The 14,769-nt window shown below is 63.4% G+C and carries 10 protein-coding genes and 1 pseudogene; 8 read left to right on the top strand and 3 right to left on the bottom strand.

All coding sequences use genetic code 11. The features are described 5' to 3' along the window. Window positions 1–87 precede the first annotated feature (87 nt). Window positions 88–1,107, bottom strand: coding sequence for a quinone-dependent dihydroorotate dehydrogenase (locus KI242_RS09850; RefSeq protein ID WP_015634759.1), 1,020 nt, complete (start codon window positions 1,105–1,107; stop codon window positions 88–90). A gap of 232 nt (window positions 1,108–1,339) precedes the next feature. Between KI242_RS09850 and KI242_RS09845 the strand changes: the two genes are divergently transcribed. From KI242_RS09845 to cobA, 8 genes and pseudogenes are all read left to right on the top strand, one after another. After that, window positions 1,340–2,551: a CmpA/NrtA family ABC transporter substrate-binding protein gene (locus KI242_RS09845; RefSeq protein WP_015634758.1), complete on the top strand. Its 1,212-nt coding sequence runs from the start codon at window positions 1,340–1,342 to the stop codon at window positions 2,549–2,551. A 15-nt stretch (window positions 2,552–2,566) separates the two neighbouring features. Further along, a complete protein-coding gene (locus KI242_RS09840; protein ID WP_212806076.1) occupies window positions 2,567–3,142 on the top strand; it encodes an ANTAR domain-containing protein in 576 nt (191 codons plus the stop codon). 344 nt (window positions 3,143–3,486) lie between these two features. After that, window positions 3,487–4,697, top strand: a pseudogene (locus KI242_RS09835) (nitrate/nitrite transporter). A 7-nt stretch (window positions 4,698–4,704) separates the two neighbouring features. Next, window positions 4,705–6,375, top strand: coding sequence for a bifunctional protein-serine/threonine kinase/phosphatase (locus KI242_RS09830; RefSeq protein ID WP_174394950.1), 1,671 nt, complete (start codon window positions 4,705–4,707; stop codon window positions 6,373–6,375). Window positions 6,376–6,765: 390 nt separating this feature from the next. Then, the gene (gene nirB, locus KI242_RS09825; RefSeq protein WP_015634754.1) at window positions 6,766–9,219 is read left to right on the top strand and encodes a nitrite reductase large subunit NirB; all 2,454 of its coding nucleotides are present in this window, start codon (window positions 6,766–6,768) and stop codon (window positions 9,217–9,219) included. Continuing rightward, the gene (nirD, locus tag KI242_RS09820; RefSeq protein ID WP_015634753.1) at window positions 9,216–9,533 is read left to right on the top strand and encodes a nitrite reductase small subunit NirD; all 318 of its coding nucleotides are present in this window, start codon (window positions 9,216–9,218) and stop codon (window positions 9,531–9,533) included. The genes nirB and nirD overlap by 4 nt, the downstream gene beginning before the upstream one ends. After that, entirely contained in the window at window positions 9,533–12,250 is a 2,718-nt protein-coding gene (locus tag KI242_RS09815) for a nitrate reductase (protein ID WP_015634752.1), read from the top strand. The genes nirD and KI242_RS09815 overlap by 1 nt, the downstream gene beginning before the upstream one ends. 9 nt (window positions 12,251–12,259) lie before the next feature. Beyond that, window positions 12,260–13,012 (top strand): uroporphyrinogen-III C-methyltransferase, encoded by a 753-nt coding sequence (gene cobA / locus KI242_RS09810; protein WP_015634751.1) that lies wholly within the window; start codon window positions 12,260–12,262, stop codon window positions 13,010–13,012. Window positions 13,013–13,088: 76 nt separating this feature from the next. Here cobA and KI242_RS09805 read toward each other — a convergent pair whose 3' ends face one another. Then, a complete protein-coding gene (locus tag KI242_RS09805; RefSeq protein WP_011060196.1) occupies window positions 13,089–14,066 on the bottom strand; it encodes an OmpA family protein in 978 nt (325 codons plus the stop codon). 107 nt (window positions 14,067–14,173) lie between these two features. Then, window positions 14,174–14,764 (bottom strand): RNA polymerase sigma factor SigX, encoded by a 591-nt coding sequence (sigX, locus tag KI242_RS09800; RefSeq protein WP_011060195.1) that lies wholly within the window; start codon window positions 14,762–14,764, stop codon window positions 14,174–14,176. Window positions 14,765–14,769 lie beyond the last annotated feature (5 nt).

Genomic DNA, 14,769 nt, shown 5'->3' with positions numbered 1-14,769 from the left:
CCACGCACGCCCCATCCGGGCGGCGGGCTTCGGCCCAGGGGCTCCTTCGAGGAGCCCTTTTTTATGCCCGCGTGCTGTCCTTCCCTCTCAGCCCATGGCCGCGATGGCATCCACCGACTCGCGAATCAGCGCCGGCCCCTTGTAGATGAACCCCGAATACAGCTGCACCAGGCTGGCGCCCGCAGCGATCTTCTCAGCCGCGTGCTTGCCTTCGGTGATGCCGCCCACGGCGATGATCGGCAAACGGCCGGCCAGTTCAGCAGCCAGTACCTTGACCGTGTGGGTGCTCTTTTCCCGTACCGGTGCGCCGGACAGGCCGCCGGCCTCGGCGCCGTGCTCCAGGCCTTCGACACCTTCACGGCTCAAAGTGGTGTTGGTGGCGATCACTGCATCCATGCCGGTTTCAAGCAGAGCGCGGGCCACTTCCACGGTTTCCTCGTCGCTCATGTCCGGAGCGATCTTGATGGCCAGCGGTACACGCTTGCCGTGGATCGCAGCCAGTTCCTGTTGGCGCTGGCTCAAGGCCGCCAGCAGTTGCTTGAGCGACTCGCCAAATTGCAGGCTGCGCAGGCCCGGGGTATTGGGCGAGCTGACGTTGACCGTGACATAGCTGGCGTGGGCATAGACCTTGTCCAGGCAGATCAGGTAATCATCCACCGCCCTCTCCACCGGGGTGTCGAAGTTCTTGCCGATATTGATCCCCAGCACGCCTTTGTATTGCGAGGCCGCGACCCGTGCCAGCAGGTTGTCGACCCCCAGGTTGTTGAAGCCCATGCGGTTGATGATGGCCTCGGCCTGGGGCAGGCGGAAGATCCGCGGCTTGGGGTTGCCCGGTTGCGGGCGTGGGGTGACGGTGCCGATCTCGACAAAACCAAACCCCAATTGGGCGAAGCCGTCGATGGCTGCGCCGTTCTTGTCCAGGCCCGCAGCCAGCCCTACCGGGTTCGCAAACTCCAGGCCCATGACCTTGACCGGCATCTGCGCCGGGGCCTTGCACAACAGCCCGTTAAGGCCCAAACGCCCGCCCGCGCCGATCAGGTCCAGGGACAGATCGTGGGAGGTTTCCGGGGAGAGTTTGAACAACAGCTGGCGGGCCAGGGTATACATGGGCGGGATGAACTCGGTTGGCGGCGAAATAGGGCGCCGATTATAGCCGGCCCCGGGGCTTGCAGGCGAGGCGCGAAGTGAAATCCCCGCCGGGCTGGCATATGCCTTGCACTCTCATGTGCATGCAGACCTCGGCCAAGGGCGGCTGAGGTCCCAGGACAATGGCGTCGTCACCCGCCCCGGCCTCACCCGGTCGGCGGGTACGACGCTTTTTTATGCAAGGTGCCACGTCATGACCGATCTCCCCAACACCCCGCTGGCCTGGGTCAACGGCAGTGATGCCCCGGAAAAGTCCGCCATCGACCTGGGCTTCATGGCCCTGACCGATTGCGCCTCAGTGGTGGTCGCCGCCACCCAGGGCTTTGCCCAGCCCTACGGGCTGACTCTGAACCTAAAGCGCCAGAGCTCCTGGGCCGGGCTGCGGGACAAGCTGGTGAGCGGCGAACTGGACGCCGCCCACAGCCTGTATGGACTGATCTACGCGGTACACCTGGGTATCGGCGGCACCAACCCCTGCGACATGGCAGTGCTCATGGGTCTGAACCAGAATGGCCAGAGCATCAACCTATCCCGGGAGCTGCAGAACCTCAAGGTGACCAGCCCTGAGACATTGGACCGCCATGTGCACCAAAGCCGGGCACGACTGACCTTCGCCCAGACCTTCCCCACCGGTACCCACGCCATGTGGCTGTACTACTGGCTGGCCAGCCAGGGTATCCACCCGCTGCAGGATGTCGACAGCGTAGTGGTGCCGCCACCGCAGATGGTGGCTCATCTGCAGGCCGGGCGCATCGATGGGTTCTGCGTCGGCGAACCCTGGAGCGCCAGTGCAGTGCAGCAGGATCAGGGTTTCACCCTGGCCACCAGCCAGGCGATCTGGCCGGATCACCCGGAAAAAGTCCTCGGCTGCACCCGCGCCTTCGTCGAGCAATACCCGAACACCGCCCGGGTCCTGGTGATGGCGATTCTCGAAGCCAGCCGCTTTATCGAGCAAAGCCCGGAAAACCGCCGCAGCACCGCCCAGTTGCTGAGCGCTGCCGATTACCTGAATGCACCGCTGGACTGCATCGAGCCGCGGCTGCTGGGGGATTACGCCGACGGCCTGGGCAATCGCTGGCAGGACCCCCACGCCCTGCGTTTTCACCATCATGGCGCCGTCAACCTGCCCTACCTGTCCGACGGCATGTGGTTCATGACCCAGTTCCGCCGCTGGGGCCTGCTGCGGGAAGACCCGGATTACCTGGGCGTCGCTCGCCACGTGCAGCAGCTGGAGCTGTACCGCGAAGCCGCCACCGCGCTGGGCATCGCCGCCTGGGGCCAGGACATGCGCAGCAGCCAGTTGATCGATGGCAAGGTGTGGGACGGCTCTGAGCCTGCCGCCTATGCCCGCAGCTTCCGCCTGCATGCGATGAACGGCACCCCTCCCCTTGTTGCCCAGCGCTGATCGGAGCCCGCGACCATGCTGCGTATCCTGCTGATCAACGACACAGCGAAAAAAGTCGGAAGGCTCAAGGCCGCCCTCAGCGAAGCCGGTTTCGAGGTGATTGACGAATCCGGCCTGACCATCGACCTGCCGGGCCGCGTCGAAACGGTGCATCCGGACGTGATCCTGATCGATACCGAGTCACCCAGCCGCGATGTCATGGAGCAAGTGGTGCTGGTCAGCCGCGATCAACCCCGGCCCATCGTGATGTTCACCGATGAACACGATCCGGGGGTAATGCGCCAGGCGATCAAGTCCGGGGTCAGCGCCTACATCGTCGAGGGCATCCAGGTCCAGCGCCTGCAGCCTATCCTCGACGTGGCCATGGCGCGCTTTGAAAGCGACCAGGCCCTGCGCGCGCAACTCCAGGCCCGGGACCAGCAACTGGCCGAGCGCAAGCGCATCGAACTGGCCAAGGGCCTGTTGATGAAGATGAAGGACTGCGACGAAGAACAGGCCTACACCCTGATGCGTCGCCAGGCCATGAGCAAACAGCAGAAGCTGATCCAGGTCGCGGAACAGATCATCGCCATGCAGGAACTGCTGGGCTGACCTGCGCCCCGTAGGAGCCGGCTTGCCGGCGAATAGGCCTCTGAACCTTGTGCCAGTCTTGAGGGTGCCTTCGCTGGCAAGCCAGCGCCTACAGCGAACCTGCCCATGCGAGCCAGCATCGGCCGCAGGTTGGCGCGGCTCTTGCTATCAGATCCACACCGGTAACCAACGGCGGTTGCCCCACCTACGACAAAGACGTCGCGCGCCCTGCTCGCCCTCAACGAGCCGGGTGCCGACGTTTTTTCGTTTTGGCCCCACTGACCGGGGTCGGTGGCGCGGCCGTGGCGGCGCTCCACCTGCAAGCTCATGACGACTCCAACGACTCTTATCAGCTGAGGTGCGCGATGAATTCAAGCTTCTGGAAATCCGGCCACACCCCGACCCTGTTCGCGGCCTTTCTGTATTTCGACCTGAGCTTCATGGTCTGGTACCTGCTGGGCCCCTGGCGGTGCAGATCGCCGCCGACTTGCACCTGAGCACTCAGCAACGCGGACTGATGGTGGCCACGCCGATCCTCGCCGGCGCAGTGCTGCGCTTCATCATGGGCCTGCTGGCCGATCGCCTGTCACCCAAGACCGCCGGCCTGATCGGCCAGGTGATCGTCATCGGCGCGCTGTTCATGGCCTGGAAGCTGGGCATCCACAGCTATGAGCAGGCGCTGCTGCTGGGGGTATGCCTCGGCATGGCCGGGGCTTCCTTCGCCGTGGCCCTGCCTCTGGCCTCGCAGTGGTACCCGCCGCAGCACCAGGGAAAGGCCATGGGCATCGCCGGCGCCGGCAACTCCGGCACGGTGTTCGCCGCCCTGCTGGCACCGGTACTGGCAGCGGCCTATGGCTGGAGCAATGTGTTCGGCCTCGCCCTGATTCCCCTGCTGGTGACCCTGGCGCTGTTCGCCTGGCTCGCCAAGAACGCCCCCCAACGGCCCCAGGCCAAGTCCATGGCCGACTACTTCAAGGCCCTGGGTGATCGTGACAGCTGGTGGTTCATGTTCTTCTACAGCGTGACCTTCGGCGGCTTCATCGGCCTGGCCAGCGCCCTGCCTGGCTACTTCAACGACCAGTACGGTCTGAGCCCGATCTCCGCAGGCTACTACACCGCCGCCTGCGTCTTCGGCGGCAGCCTGATGCGCCCTCTGGGCGGCGCCCTGGCCGACCGTTTCGGCGGTATTCGCACCTTGCTCGGCATGTATAGCGTGGCGGTGGTGTGCATCGCCGCCGTGGGCTTCAACCTGCCCAGTTCCTATGCGGCGCTGGTGCTGTTCGTCTGCACCATGCTCGGTCTCGGCGCAGGCAATGGCGCGGTATTCCAACTGGTGCCGCAGCGCTTTCGCCGGGAAATAGGGGTCATGACCGGGCTGATCGGCATGGCCGGCGGCATCGGCGGTTTTGCCCTGGCGGCGGGCATGGGTGCGATCAAGCAGAGCACCGGCAGCTATCAACTGGCGCTGTGGCTGTTCGCCAGTCTCGGGGTCCTGGCCTGGTTCGGCCTGCACGGGGTCAAGCGCCGCTGGAGAACCACCTGGGGCTCCGCCGCCGTGACTGCGGCGCGGGTCTGAGGGCGTCATGGGCCTGCAATTGAGCCACGCCGAGGCCAGCGCCACCGGACCGCGGGCGGAAAATCAGGACGCCCTGCGCCGGGTCACCCCGGCGCCGGACCTGGCCGCAAGCAAAGGCCTGTTGTTCGCCATCGCCGACGGTGTGAGCCAGTGCGCCGACGGCGGCCTCGCCGCCCGTTCAAGCGTGCAGGCCCTGGCCCTGGACTACTACGCCACCCCGCAAACCTGGGCTGTGGCCCAAGCCCTGGAACGCCTGCTGGTCGCCCAGAATCGTTGGCTCCAGGCCAACGGCGGCGGCCAGCCACTGCTCACCACCCTCAGCGCTTTGGTGTTGCGGGGCCGGCGCTTCACCCTGGCCCATGTCGGCGACTGCCGGGTCTACCGCTGGCACCGGCAGCAGTTGCAACGCATCAGCCAGGACCACGTCTGGGAGCAACCGGGCATGCAGCATGTGCTCAAGCGTGCCCTGGGCCTGGACCAACATCTGGTGCTGGACTTCCTCGACGGCGAACTGCGCCAGGGCGAAAGCTTCCTGATGCTCAGCGATGGAGTCTGGGCCACCCTGGGCGACAGCGCCATCGCTGCCATTCTGCGTGACCAGACGGACCCGGACAGCGCTGTACAGACCCTGGTCCGCGCCGCCCACCTGGCAGGCAGCCAGGACAACGCCAGCGCGCTGCTGGTGCGAGTCGATGAGCTCGGCGAAAGCAGCCTCGGTGACGCCCTGCTGCAGCTGCAGCAATGGCCCCTGCCGCCGCCGCTGAAACCCGGCCAGCGCTTCGAGGGCTGGCAAGTCGAGGCATTGCTCAGCCACAGCCAGCAGGCCTTGCTGTATCGGGTACACGACGAACAGCAACAAACCTGGCTGCTGAAGACCTTGCCCCCGGCCCTGCACAACGACCAGACGGCCTGCCAGGGACTGCTATGCGAAGAATGGCTGCTGCGCCGCGTTGCCGGGCGTCACTTTCCCCAGGTACACCGCGCAACTTCACGCCAGCACCTGTACTACCTGATGCGCGAATACCCGGGCCGCACCCTGGCACAACTGCTTCGCCAGAACGGCCCCTTGCCCCTGGCCCAGTGGCAGCCCCTGGCCGAGCATCTGCTACGGGCAATCGGTCTGCTGCACCGGCGGCAGATCCTGCACCGGGATATCAAACCGGACAACCTGCTGCTGGGGGACGATGGCGAACTGCGGGTACTGGATTTCGGCCTGGCGTACTGCCCCGGCCTCTCGGCGGACCCGGCACACCTGCTACCCGGCACCCCGAGCTTTATCGCCCCGGAAGCCTTCGACGGTGAACCTCCCGGCCCGCAACAGGACCTCTATGCGGTAGGCGTCAGCCTGTACTACCTGCTGACCGGGCACTACCCCCACGGCGAGATCGAAGCCTTCCAGCGCCCGCGTTTCGGCGCAGCGACGAACCCCGGCCGCTACCGCCCGGACCTGCCGGAATGGTTGGCACAAAACCTGGAGCGCGGGGTGAATGCCGATCCGGCACAGCGCTACGAAACTGCCGAAGAATGGCTGCTGGCGCTGGAACAGGGCGAACGCCGCAGCTTGAGCACCAGATCGCGGCCATTACTGGAACGCGAACCGCTGAAAGTCTGGCGCGGCATCGCCCTGCTCGCCTTGCTGCTCAACCTGATCTTGTTGCTGTCACTGCTGCATCACTGAGGCCATCGGGTGGGTGGCCTTGCCCCTCAAACTCCCGACAAACCTCAGGCCCCTGCGTCCCTAGGAGCCGTTGATCCAAACGCGACCCGATCTGCCACAAAGAGCCGAAACAGGGCATAGCGTCTCAATTCAGTGCAACAGCCGAGATCAGCACGCACAGAACCTTCATCAAAGCTCAATAAAACCAGCACCTCGGCCACTTGGCACAGGCGCTGCATTGCGTCAGGCAACAGACATAAAGCCCGGCCTTCAACGACGAAGGCAGGCTTCCCGAGAGAACGGGATCGGACAAAGGCGTCCTCGTCAGGCCACTGACGGGACGCCTTTTTTGTTTGCGCGCATTTTGTCGAGCCAGGCGTCACTGACCCTGCCTGAGCTCCGGAGAAGCCCATGAAAAGACTCAAACTGGTGATGATCGGCAACGGCATGGCCGGGGTCCGCACCCTGGAAGAACTGCTCAAGCTGAGCGATGAGCTGTACGACATCACGGTCTTCGGCGCCGAACCCCACACCAACTACAACCGCATCCTGCTGTCGCCGGTGCTGGCCGGTGAACAGACGTTCGAGGACATCGTCCTCAACGACCTGGACTGGTACCTGGACCACCACATCAAGCTGCTGCTCAACCGCAAGGTGGTAGAGATCGACCGGATCAGGCGCCGGGTGATCGCCGAGGACGGCAGCGAAGCCGAGTATGACCGTCTGCTGATCGCCACCGGCTCCACGCCCTTTATCCTGCCGATTCCCGGCAAGGACCTGCAGGGGGTGATCGGCTATCGCGACATTGCCGACACCCAGGCGATGATCGACACGGCCAAGACTCACACGCATGCGGTGGTGATCGGCGGCGGCCTGCTGGGGCTGGAGGCCGCCAACGGCCTCAAGCTGCGCGGCATGGATGTGACCGTGGTGCATATCGGCGAATGGCTGCTGGAACGACAACTGGACCAGACCAGCGGCCAGTTGCTGCAAAGCGCCCTGGAAAGCCGCGGCCTGAAGTTCCGCCTGTGCGAACAGACCCAGGCCCTGATCGATGCCGGCAATGGTCGGGTCGGGTCGGTGCAGTTCAAGAATGGCGAGATCATCCCCGCCGATCTGGTGGTGATGGCCGCCGGCATCCGCCCCAACACCGAGCTGGCGGAACGGGCCGGCCTGCCCTGCAACCGCGGGATACTGGTCAACGACACCCTGCAAACCTTTGACCCGCGCATCTACGCCATCGGCGAGTGCGCCAACCACCGCGGTATCGCCTACGGCCTGGTGGCGCCGTTGTTCGAACAGGCCAAGGTCTGCGCCAACCACCTGGCCCAACTGGGCTTCGCCCGCTACCAGGGCTCGGTGACGTCCACCAAGTTGAAGGTCACTGGCATCGATCTGTTTTCCGCCGGGGATTTCATGGGTGGCGACGGTACCGAAACCATCACCCTCGCCGACCCCATTGGCGGGGTCTACAAGAAGCTGGTGATCAAGGACGACGTGCTGGTCGGCGCCTGCCTGTATGGCGACACCGCGGATGGCGGCTGGTACTTCCGGCAGATCCGCGAGCAGCAGGCCATCGGCGAGATCCGCGACCACCTGATGTTCGGTGAGAACGCGTTGGGCGACGTCGGCCATCAGGGCCAGGACAAGGCCATGAGCATGGCCGACACTGCCGAGGTCTGTGGCTGCAATGGGGTGTGCAAGGGCACCATCGTCAAGGCCATTCAGGAACAGGGGCTGTTCAGCGTCGACGAGGTCAAGAAGCACACCAAGGCCGCCAGCTCCTGCGGCTCCTGTGCCGGGCTGGTGGAACAGATCCTGATCAATACCGTGGGCGGCGCGGCGGACGTCAAGCCGAAAAGCGAAAAAGCCATCTGCGCCTGCAGCGACCTGAACCACGGGCAGATCCGCCAGGCGATCCGCGACCAGCACCTGCTGACCATCGCCGGCACCATGAGCTACCTCAACTGGCGCACCCCTAACGGCTGTGCCACTTGCCGTCCGGCGCTGAACTACTACCTGATCTCCACCTGGCCGGGGGAAGCCCGGGACGATCCGCAATCGCGGCTGATCAACGAACGGGCCCACGCCAACATCCAGAAAGACGGGACCTACTCGGTGGTGCCGCGGATGTGGGGCGGCGTGACCAATCCGTCCGAGCTGCGACGCATCGCCGATGTCGCCGACAAGTACCAGGTGCCCATGGTCAAGGTCACCGGCGGCCAGCGCATCGACCTGCTGGGCATCCGCAAGGAAGACTTGCCCGGAGTCTGGAAAGACCTGGACATGCCGTCCGGCCACGCCTACGGCAAATCCATCCGCACCGTGAAGACCTGCGTCGGCAGCGAGTTCTGCCGCTTCGGCACGCAGAACTCCACCCAGCTGGGAATCGAGCTGGAACACGACCTGTTCAACATGTGGTCGCCGCACAAGGTCAAGCTGGCGGTCTCCGGTTGCCCGCGCAACTGCTCGGAAGCCGGGATCAAGGACGTGGGCATCATCGGCGTCGATTCGGGCTGGGAGATGTACATCGGCGGCAACGGCGGGATCAAGACCGAGGTGGCGGAGTTTTTCGTCAAGCTCAAGACCGCCGAAGAAGTGCGCGAATACAACGGCGCCTTCCTCCAGCTGTACCGCGAAGAAGCCTTCTACCTCGAACGCACCGTGCACTACCTGCAACGGGTCGGCATGGAACACGTGAAAAAGGCCGTGCTGGAAGACCCGCAGCGGCGCAAGGCGTTGAACGAGCGCCTGCAGTTTTCCCTGTCCTTCGAGCAGGACCCATGGCAACAGCGCCTGGCCGAGCCGCAGCTGAAAAAAGAGTTCGAGTCGATCCCCGTAAAACAACTGGAGGTGCCGGCATGAACTGGCTGGATATCTGCGCCCTGGAAGAGATCAATACCCTGGGCTCGCGCATCATCAAGGGCCCCAAGGGCGATATCGCGATTTTTCGTACCAGCGATGATCAAGTCTTCGCTCTCGACGATCGCTGCCCGCACAAAGGCGGCCCCCTGTCCCAGGGGTTGATCTACGGCAAGCGCGTGGCCTGCCCGCTGCACAACTGGCAGATCGACCTGGAATCGGGCCAGGCCCAGGCCCCAGACCACGGCTGCGCCCACCAGCATCTGGCCCGAGTGGAAAGCGGCCGGGTGCTGCTGGCCCTGCAGGATGCCGGGTAATGGAGCGCCAGAGCACGGCCTCGACCTGCTGCTACTGCGGGGTCGGCTGCGGGGTACTGATCGAGCATGACGGCCGGCATATTCTCGGGGTCAGTGGCGACCCGACGCACCCGGCCAACTTCGGCAAACTGTGCAGCAAGGGCGCCAGCCTGCACCTGACCGGCGACCACGCGGCCCGCGCGCTGTACCCGGAACTGCGCCTGGGCAAGGCCCTGGCCCGCAACCGCTGCGACTGGGACAGCGCCCTGGAACATGCCGCCGGGGTGTTCGCCCAGGCCATCGCCGGGCACGGCCCGGACAGCGTGGCGTTCTATATTTCCGGGCAACTGCTGACCGAGGACTACTACGCCTTCAACAAACTGGCCCGGGCCCTGGTGGGCACCAACAACATCGACAGCAATTCCCGGCTGTGCATGTCTTCGGCGGTGGTGGGCTACAAGCGCAGCCTGGGGGCCGACGCGCCGCCGTGCAGCTATGAGGATCTGGAGCAAAGCGACTGCGTGATGATCGTCGGTAGCAACATGGCCTACGCCCATCCGGTGTTGTTTCGTCGCCTGGAACAGGCCAAAAGCCAACGCCCACAGATGAAAGTCATAGTGATCGACCCGCGTCGTACCGACACTTGCGACCTGGCTGACCTGCACCTGGCGATCTTGCCCGGCACAGATGTCGCTTTATTTCACGGCATCCTTCACCTGCTGCTGTGGGAGGACTGGATCGACCGGGATTTCATCCAGCAACACACCGAGGGCCTGGTGCAGCTCAAGGCGCTGGTCCGCGACTACACCCCGCCGATGGTGGCCCAGCTGTGCGGCATCAGCCTCGAGCAATTGCAGGAATGCGCCCAGTGGGTGGGCAGTGCGCCAAGTTTTCTGTCCCTGTGGTGCATGGGCCTGAACCAATCCAGCGCCGGCAGCGCGAAAAACAGTGCATTGATCAACCTGCACCTGGCCACCGGGCAAATCGGCCGCCCCGGTGCAGGCCCCTTCTCGCTCACCGGTCAGCCCAATGCCATGGGTGGGCGCGAAACCGGCAGCTTGAGCAACCTGCTGCCTGGACACCGCGAGGCTGCCGACCCGGAACACCGCGCCGAAGTCGCCGCCTACTGGGGCGTGGAGCAACTTCCCGCCAGCCCTGGCTTGAGCGCAATGGAGCTGTTTGAACAGATGCGCAGCGGCCGCATCAAGGCCTTGTGGATCGCCTGCACCAACCCGGCGCAATCCCTGCCGGACCAGAACCGAGTGCACGAGGCGCTGCTGAACTGCCCTTTCGTGGTTCTGCAGGAAGCCTTTGCCACCACCGAAACCGCGGCATTCGCCGACCTGTTGCTGCCAGCCGCCAGTTGGGGCGAAAAACAAGGCTCGGTGACCAACTCCGAGCGCCGGGTTTCCCATGTCCGCCAGGCCGTTGCCGCCCCCGGCGAGGCCCGAGCGGATTGGGCGATCACCGTGGATTTTGCTCAACGCCTGGAGCGATTCCTGCGCCCCGGCCTGCCGAGCCTGTTTGCCTTCGATAGCGCCGCCCGGGTGTTCGATGAGTACAAGGGCCTGACCCGCGGCCGCGACCTGGATCTGAGCGGCCTCAGCCACGAGTTGCTCGACCGCCTCGGCCCACAACAATGGCCCTTCCCTGAAGGCGCGACCCAGGGTACTGAGCGCCTGTATGTACACGGGATCTTTCCCACCGCCAATGGCCGTGCGCGTTTTGTCAGCGACCCTTATGTAGCAGCCAAGGAGCAGCGGGACGCACGCTTCCCCCTGACCCTGATCACCGGCCGCCTGCGCGACCAATGGCACGGCATGAGCCGTACGGGCACTGCGGCGCAGTTGTTCGGCCATGTCAGCGAAGCCTTGCTGAGCCTGCATCCGGACGAACTGCGGCGCCAACGCCTGCGAGATGGAGAACTGGTGAACCTGAAGAGCCGGCGCGGCAGCGTAATCGTGGCAGTGACCGGCGATGACAGCGTGCGCCCCGGGCAAGCCTTCCTGCCCATGCACTTCGGCGATCGCTTCCTCAAGGGCGGGGTCAATGCCGTCACCCAGCCCGCCTTCGACCCCTTGTCCAAACAGCCGGAACTCAAGCACAGCGGCGTGCGCCTGGAACCGGTGCAACTGCCTTGGCAACTGTTCGTGCTGATTGAAGGTGATGTGCAGGCGCATTTCCGGGCCCTACGCCCTCTTTGCCAGGCTCTGGCCTATGTCAGCCTCAGCCTGACCGGTCGCGAGCGCCCGGCACTGGTGATTCGCGCCGCCCATGCGCAAGCACCACAAGCGGCACTGCTTCAGGCCATCGACCGGCAATTGCAGCTCGACACAGGCCCGGTACTGGCCTACGACGACCTCCGCCGGGCCATCGGCAAGCGAGTGCGGATCGAACAGGGGCGAATTATCGCCATCCGCTTGTCCGGGGAAACCCTGGCACAGCATTGGCTGCACGAGCTGTGGCAGCAAGGCCGCGCCGATGAACAACTAAGGCGCTGGCTGCTGGCGCCGATGAGTGCACCGCCAGACGCCAGCGGCCTGGGAGGACAACAGGAGCGCATCTTGTGCAATTGCAGGAACGTCAGCCACAGCGCGGTCTGCGCCGGAATCGCGCAAGGCCTGGATATGGAACAACTGAAACAGCAACTGGGTTGCGGCAGCCAATGTGGCTCCTGCGTGCCGGAGATCAAGCGCCTGCTCGCGGCTTGCGTGCAACCTGTCGTCGCCCTGGAGTGAGGAAACCCTATGAATGCAAAAGTCTGGTTGGTAGGCGCTGGCCCCGGAGACCCGGAGCTGCTGACCCTCAAGGCCGTACGCGCCCTCGGTGAGGCCGATGTGGTGCTGATCGATGACCTGGTGAACCCTGCCGTGCTGGAGCATTGCCCCGGGGCGCGTGTGATTCCGGTGGGCAAGCGCGGCGGTTGTCGCTCGACGCCCCAAGCCTTTATCTACCGCTTGATGCTGCGCTACGCCCGACAGGGCCGCTGCGTAGTGCGCCTCAAAGGCGGCGACCCGTGCATTTTCGGGCGTGGCGGCGAGGAGGCGCAGTGGCTCAAGGCACGGGGCATCGAAGTGGAGCTGGTAAACGGCATAACCGCCGGCCTGGCAGGTGCCACACGCTGTGATATTCCCCTGACCCTACGCGGCGTTGCTCGAGGCGTGACTCTGGTAACTGCTCATACGCAGGACGACAGCCAACTGAACTGGCAGGCGCTGGCACACAGCGGAACGACCCTGGTGATCTACATGGGCGTGGCGAAGCTGGCGGAGATTGCCGAGCAGTTGCTCGGTGGTGCACTGGCGGCGGATACGCCGGTGGCGATGATTGAAAACGCCTCGCTGCCGCAGCAGCGCGAATGCCGCAGCGTACTGGCGAACATGGAACGCGACGCCCAGGTTTTCGCCCTCAAGAGCCCGGCAATCCTGGTTATCGGGGCAGTCGCGGCAACCGCGTCGGTCACGGCCCCTACCTCTGAAACCCAGGTGCAACTGGCCTGACTCTCGCGCCAGGAAGGCAAATCGCAGGCAAAGAAAAACCCGGCCTAGGCCGGGTTTTTCCAAGCTACAAGGCTAATTACTTAGCTTGAGCTTCTACCGAGGCTTCTACGCGACGGTTAACTGCGCGACCAGCTTCAGTTGCGTTGTCGGCAACTGGGCGGGACTCACCGTAACCAACGGATTGAACGCGGTTAGCGCCAACGCCGTACTGGTTAACCAGAACTTGTTTAACGGCGTTTGCACGACGCTCAGACAGCTTCTGGTTGTAAGCGTCAGGACCGACGGAGTCAGTGTGACCTTCAACAACGGTGGTGGTCTGTGGGTACTGCTTCATGAAGTCAGCGAGGTTCTTGATGTCAGCGTAGCTGTTAGGCTTGACGACCGACTTGTCGAAGTCGAACTTCACGTCCAGCTCAACACGAACCACTTCAGCAACTGGAGCTTCTGGAGCTGGCTCTGGAGCTGGAGCTGGTGCTACTGGAGCTGGAGCGACTTTGCCGCCGCTGCCACCGAAGTTCACACCCAGACCGATGGTAGGAGCGTAGTCCCACTTGCCGTTGTCCAGCTTGTAGTCAGCTTCAACGCCAGCACGGGCGAACAGGTTGTCGGTGATGTACCACTTAACACCAGCGCCTGCAGTCAGGAAAGTCGACTGGTCGCGACCGCTGTGGCCGTCGGCCTCAACGTTGGTCATGCTCTTGTGAGCAACACCGCCGGAAACGTATGGACGCAGAGCGTCACCCACGGTACCAAAGTGGTACTGAGCGTTCAGGCCGAAGTTGTCGCCTTTGATTTTCTGGTTACCAGTACCGTCGTTGGAACGGGTGTGGTTGGTCTTGTCGTAGGTGGCGTTCAACGACAGATCGTCGGTCAGGAAGTAGCCGATCGATGCGCCTGGGTTGAAGCCGTCTTCAACGTGATTAACGCTGTCGTTGTACTGTTTTTTGTAAAACAGTTCACCCTCGACCGCGCCTTGGCCTTGCGCCAGAACGCCGAACGAAGTCACGGCAACAATAGAACCAATGGCAATGCCCAAGGTGTTTTTCAGTTTCATCCGTTAAATCCCCATCTGGTGATTGTAAAGCAGTCCCACATACCGGGGGACAACTCGGCGGTAAGTCTATCAGAACTCACCTAGACGTAAGAGATATTTGCGCCGAACTAAGTTTCAGCAATACCTGCAAATTTCTCACGCAATTTATCAAGAGCACGTTTGTAACGCATCTTTGTAGCACTCAACCCCATATGCATGATGTCCGCGATCTCTTGAAATTCCAGCTCTGCGACAAATCGTAGCACCAGAATTTCCCGATCAATCGGGTTCACATGCACCAACCAGCGATCAAGTCCACCCTTTTCCTCAGGTTTCGGCGCCTTCTCTTCAGACGCCTCCTCGAGGGGGTCAAGACTTAAAGCGTCCATCAACCGACGCTTGCGCCGCTCCTTGCGATACTGCGTGATGCATTCGTTGTACGTGATGCTATATAGCCATGTCTTGAACTTCGATTTACCCTCAAAGTTCTTAAGGCCATACAGCACCTTCAACATCACTTCCTGACAGACATCATCCGCATCCCGATCGTTCCCCAGATAACGTGCACAAACATTAAATAGGGTCCTCTGATAGCGCCGCATCAACTCTTCATAGGCGCGTGTTACGTGAAACAGCTCCGTATGCGAGCGCGCAACCAACTCCTCATCAGAGAGCTCACGGGGGTCATAGCGCGTGGATAGCGATTGGGTTTTATTCAAAACGA

Source organism: Pseudomonas sp. Eqa60, from assembly GCF_018326405.1.
Lineage (GTDB): Bacteria > Pseudomonadota > Gammaproteobacteria > Pseudomonadales > Pseudomonadaceae > Aquipseudomonas > Aquipseudomonas protegens.
Note: the sequence above shows the minus strand (reverse complement) of the source record. Positions and strands in the feature narration are given on the sequence as shown.

Bases quoted from the DNA above. Each gene is read 5' to 3' on its own strand.
- KI242_RS09850 (WP_015634759.1), bottom strand. From the start codon at position 1,107: ATGTATACCCTGGCCCGCCAGCTGTTGTTCAAACTCTCCCCGGAAACC.
- KI242_RS09845 (WP_015634758.1), top strand. From the start codon at position 1,340: ATGACCGATCTCCCCAACACCCCGCTGGCCTGGGTCAACGGCAGTGAT.
- KI242_RS09840 (WP_212806076.1), top strand. From the start codon at position 2,567: ATGCTGCGTATCCTGCTGATCAACGACACAGCGAAAAAAGTCGGAAGG.
- KI242_RS09830 (WP_174394950.1), top strand. From the start codon at position 4,705: ATGGGCCTGCAATTGAGCCACGCCGAGGCCAGCGCCACCGGACCGCGG.
- nirB (WP_015634754.1), top strand. From the start codon at position 6,766: ATGAAAAGACTCAAACTGGTGATGATCGGCAACGGCATGGCCGGGGTC.
- nirD (WP_015634753.1), top strand. From the start codon at position 9,216: ATGAACTGGCTGGATATCTGCGCCCTGGAAGAGATCAATACCCTGGGC.
- KI242_RS09815 (WP_015634752.1), top strand. From the start codon at position 9,533: ATGGAGCGCCAGAGCACGGCCTCGACCTGCTGCTACTGCGGGGTCGGC.
- cobA (WP_015634751.1), top strand. From the start codon at position 12,260: ATGAATGCAAAAGTCTGGTTGGTAGGCGCTGGCCCCGGAGACCCGGAG.
- KI242_RS09805 (WP_011060196.1), bottom strand. From the start codon at position 14,066: ATGAAACTGAAAAACACCTTGGGCATTGCCATTGGTTCTATTGTTGCC.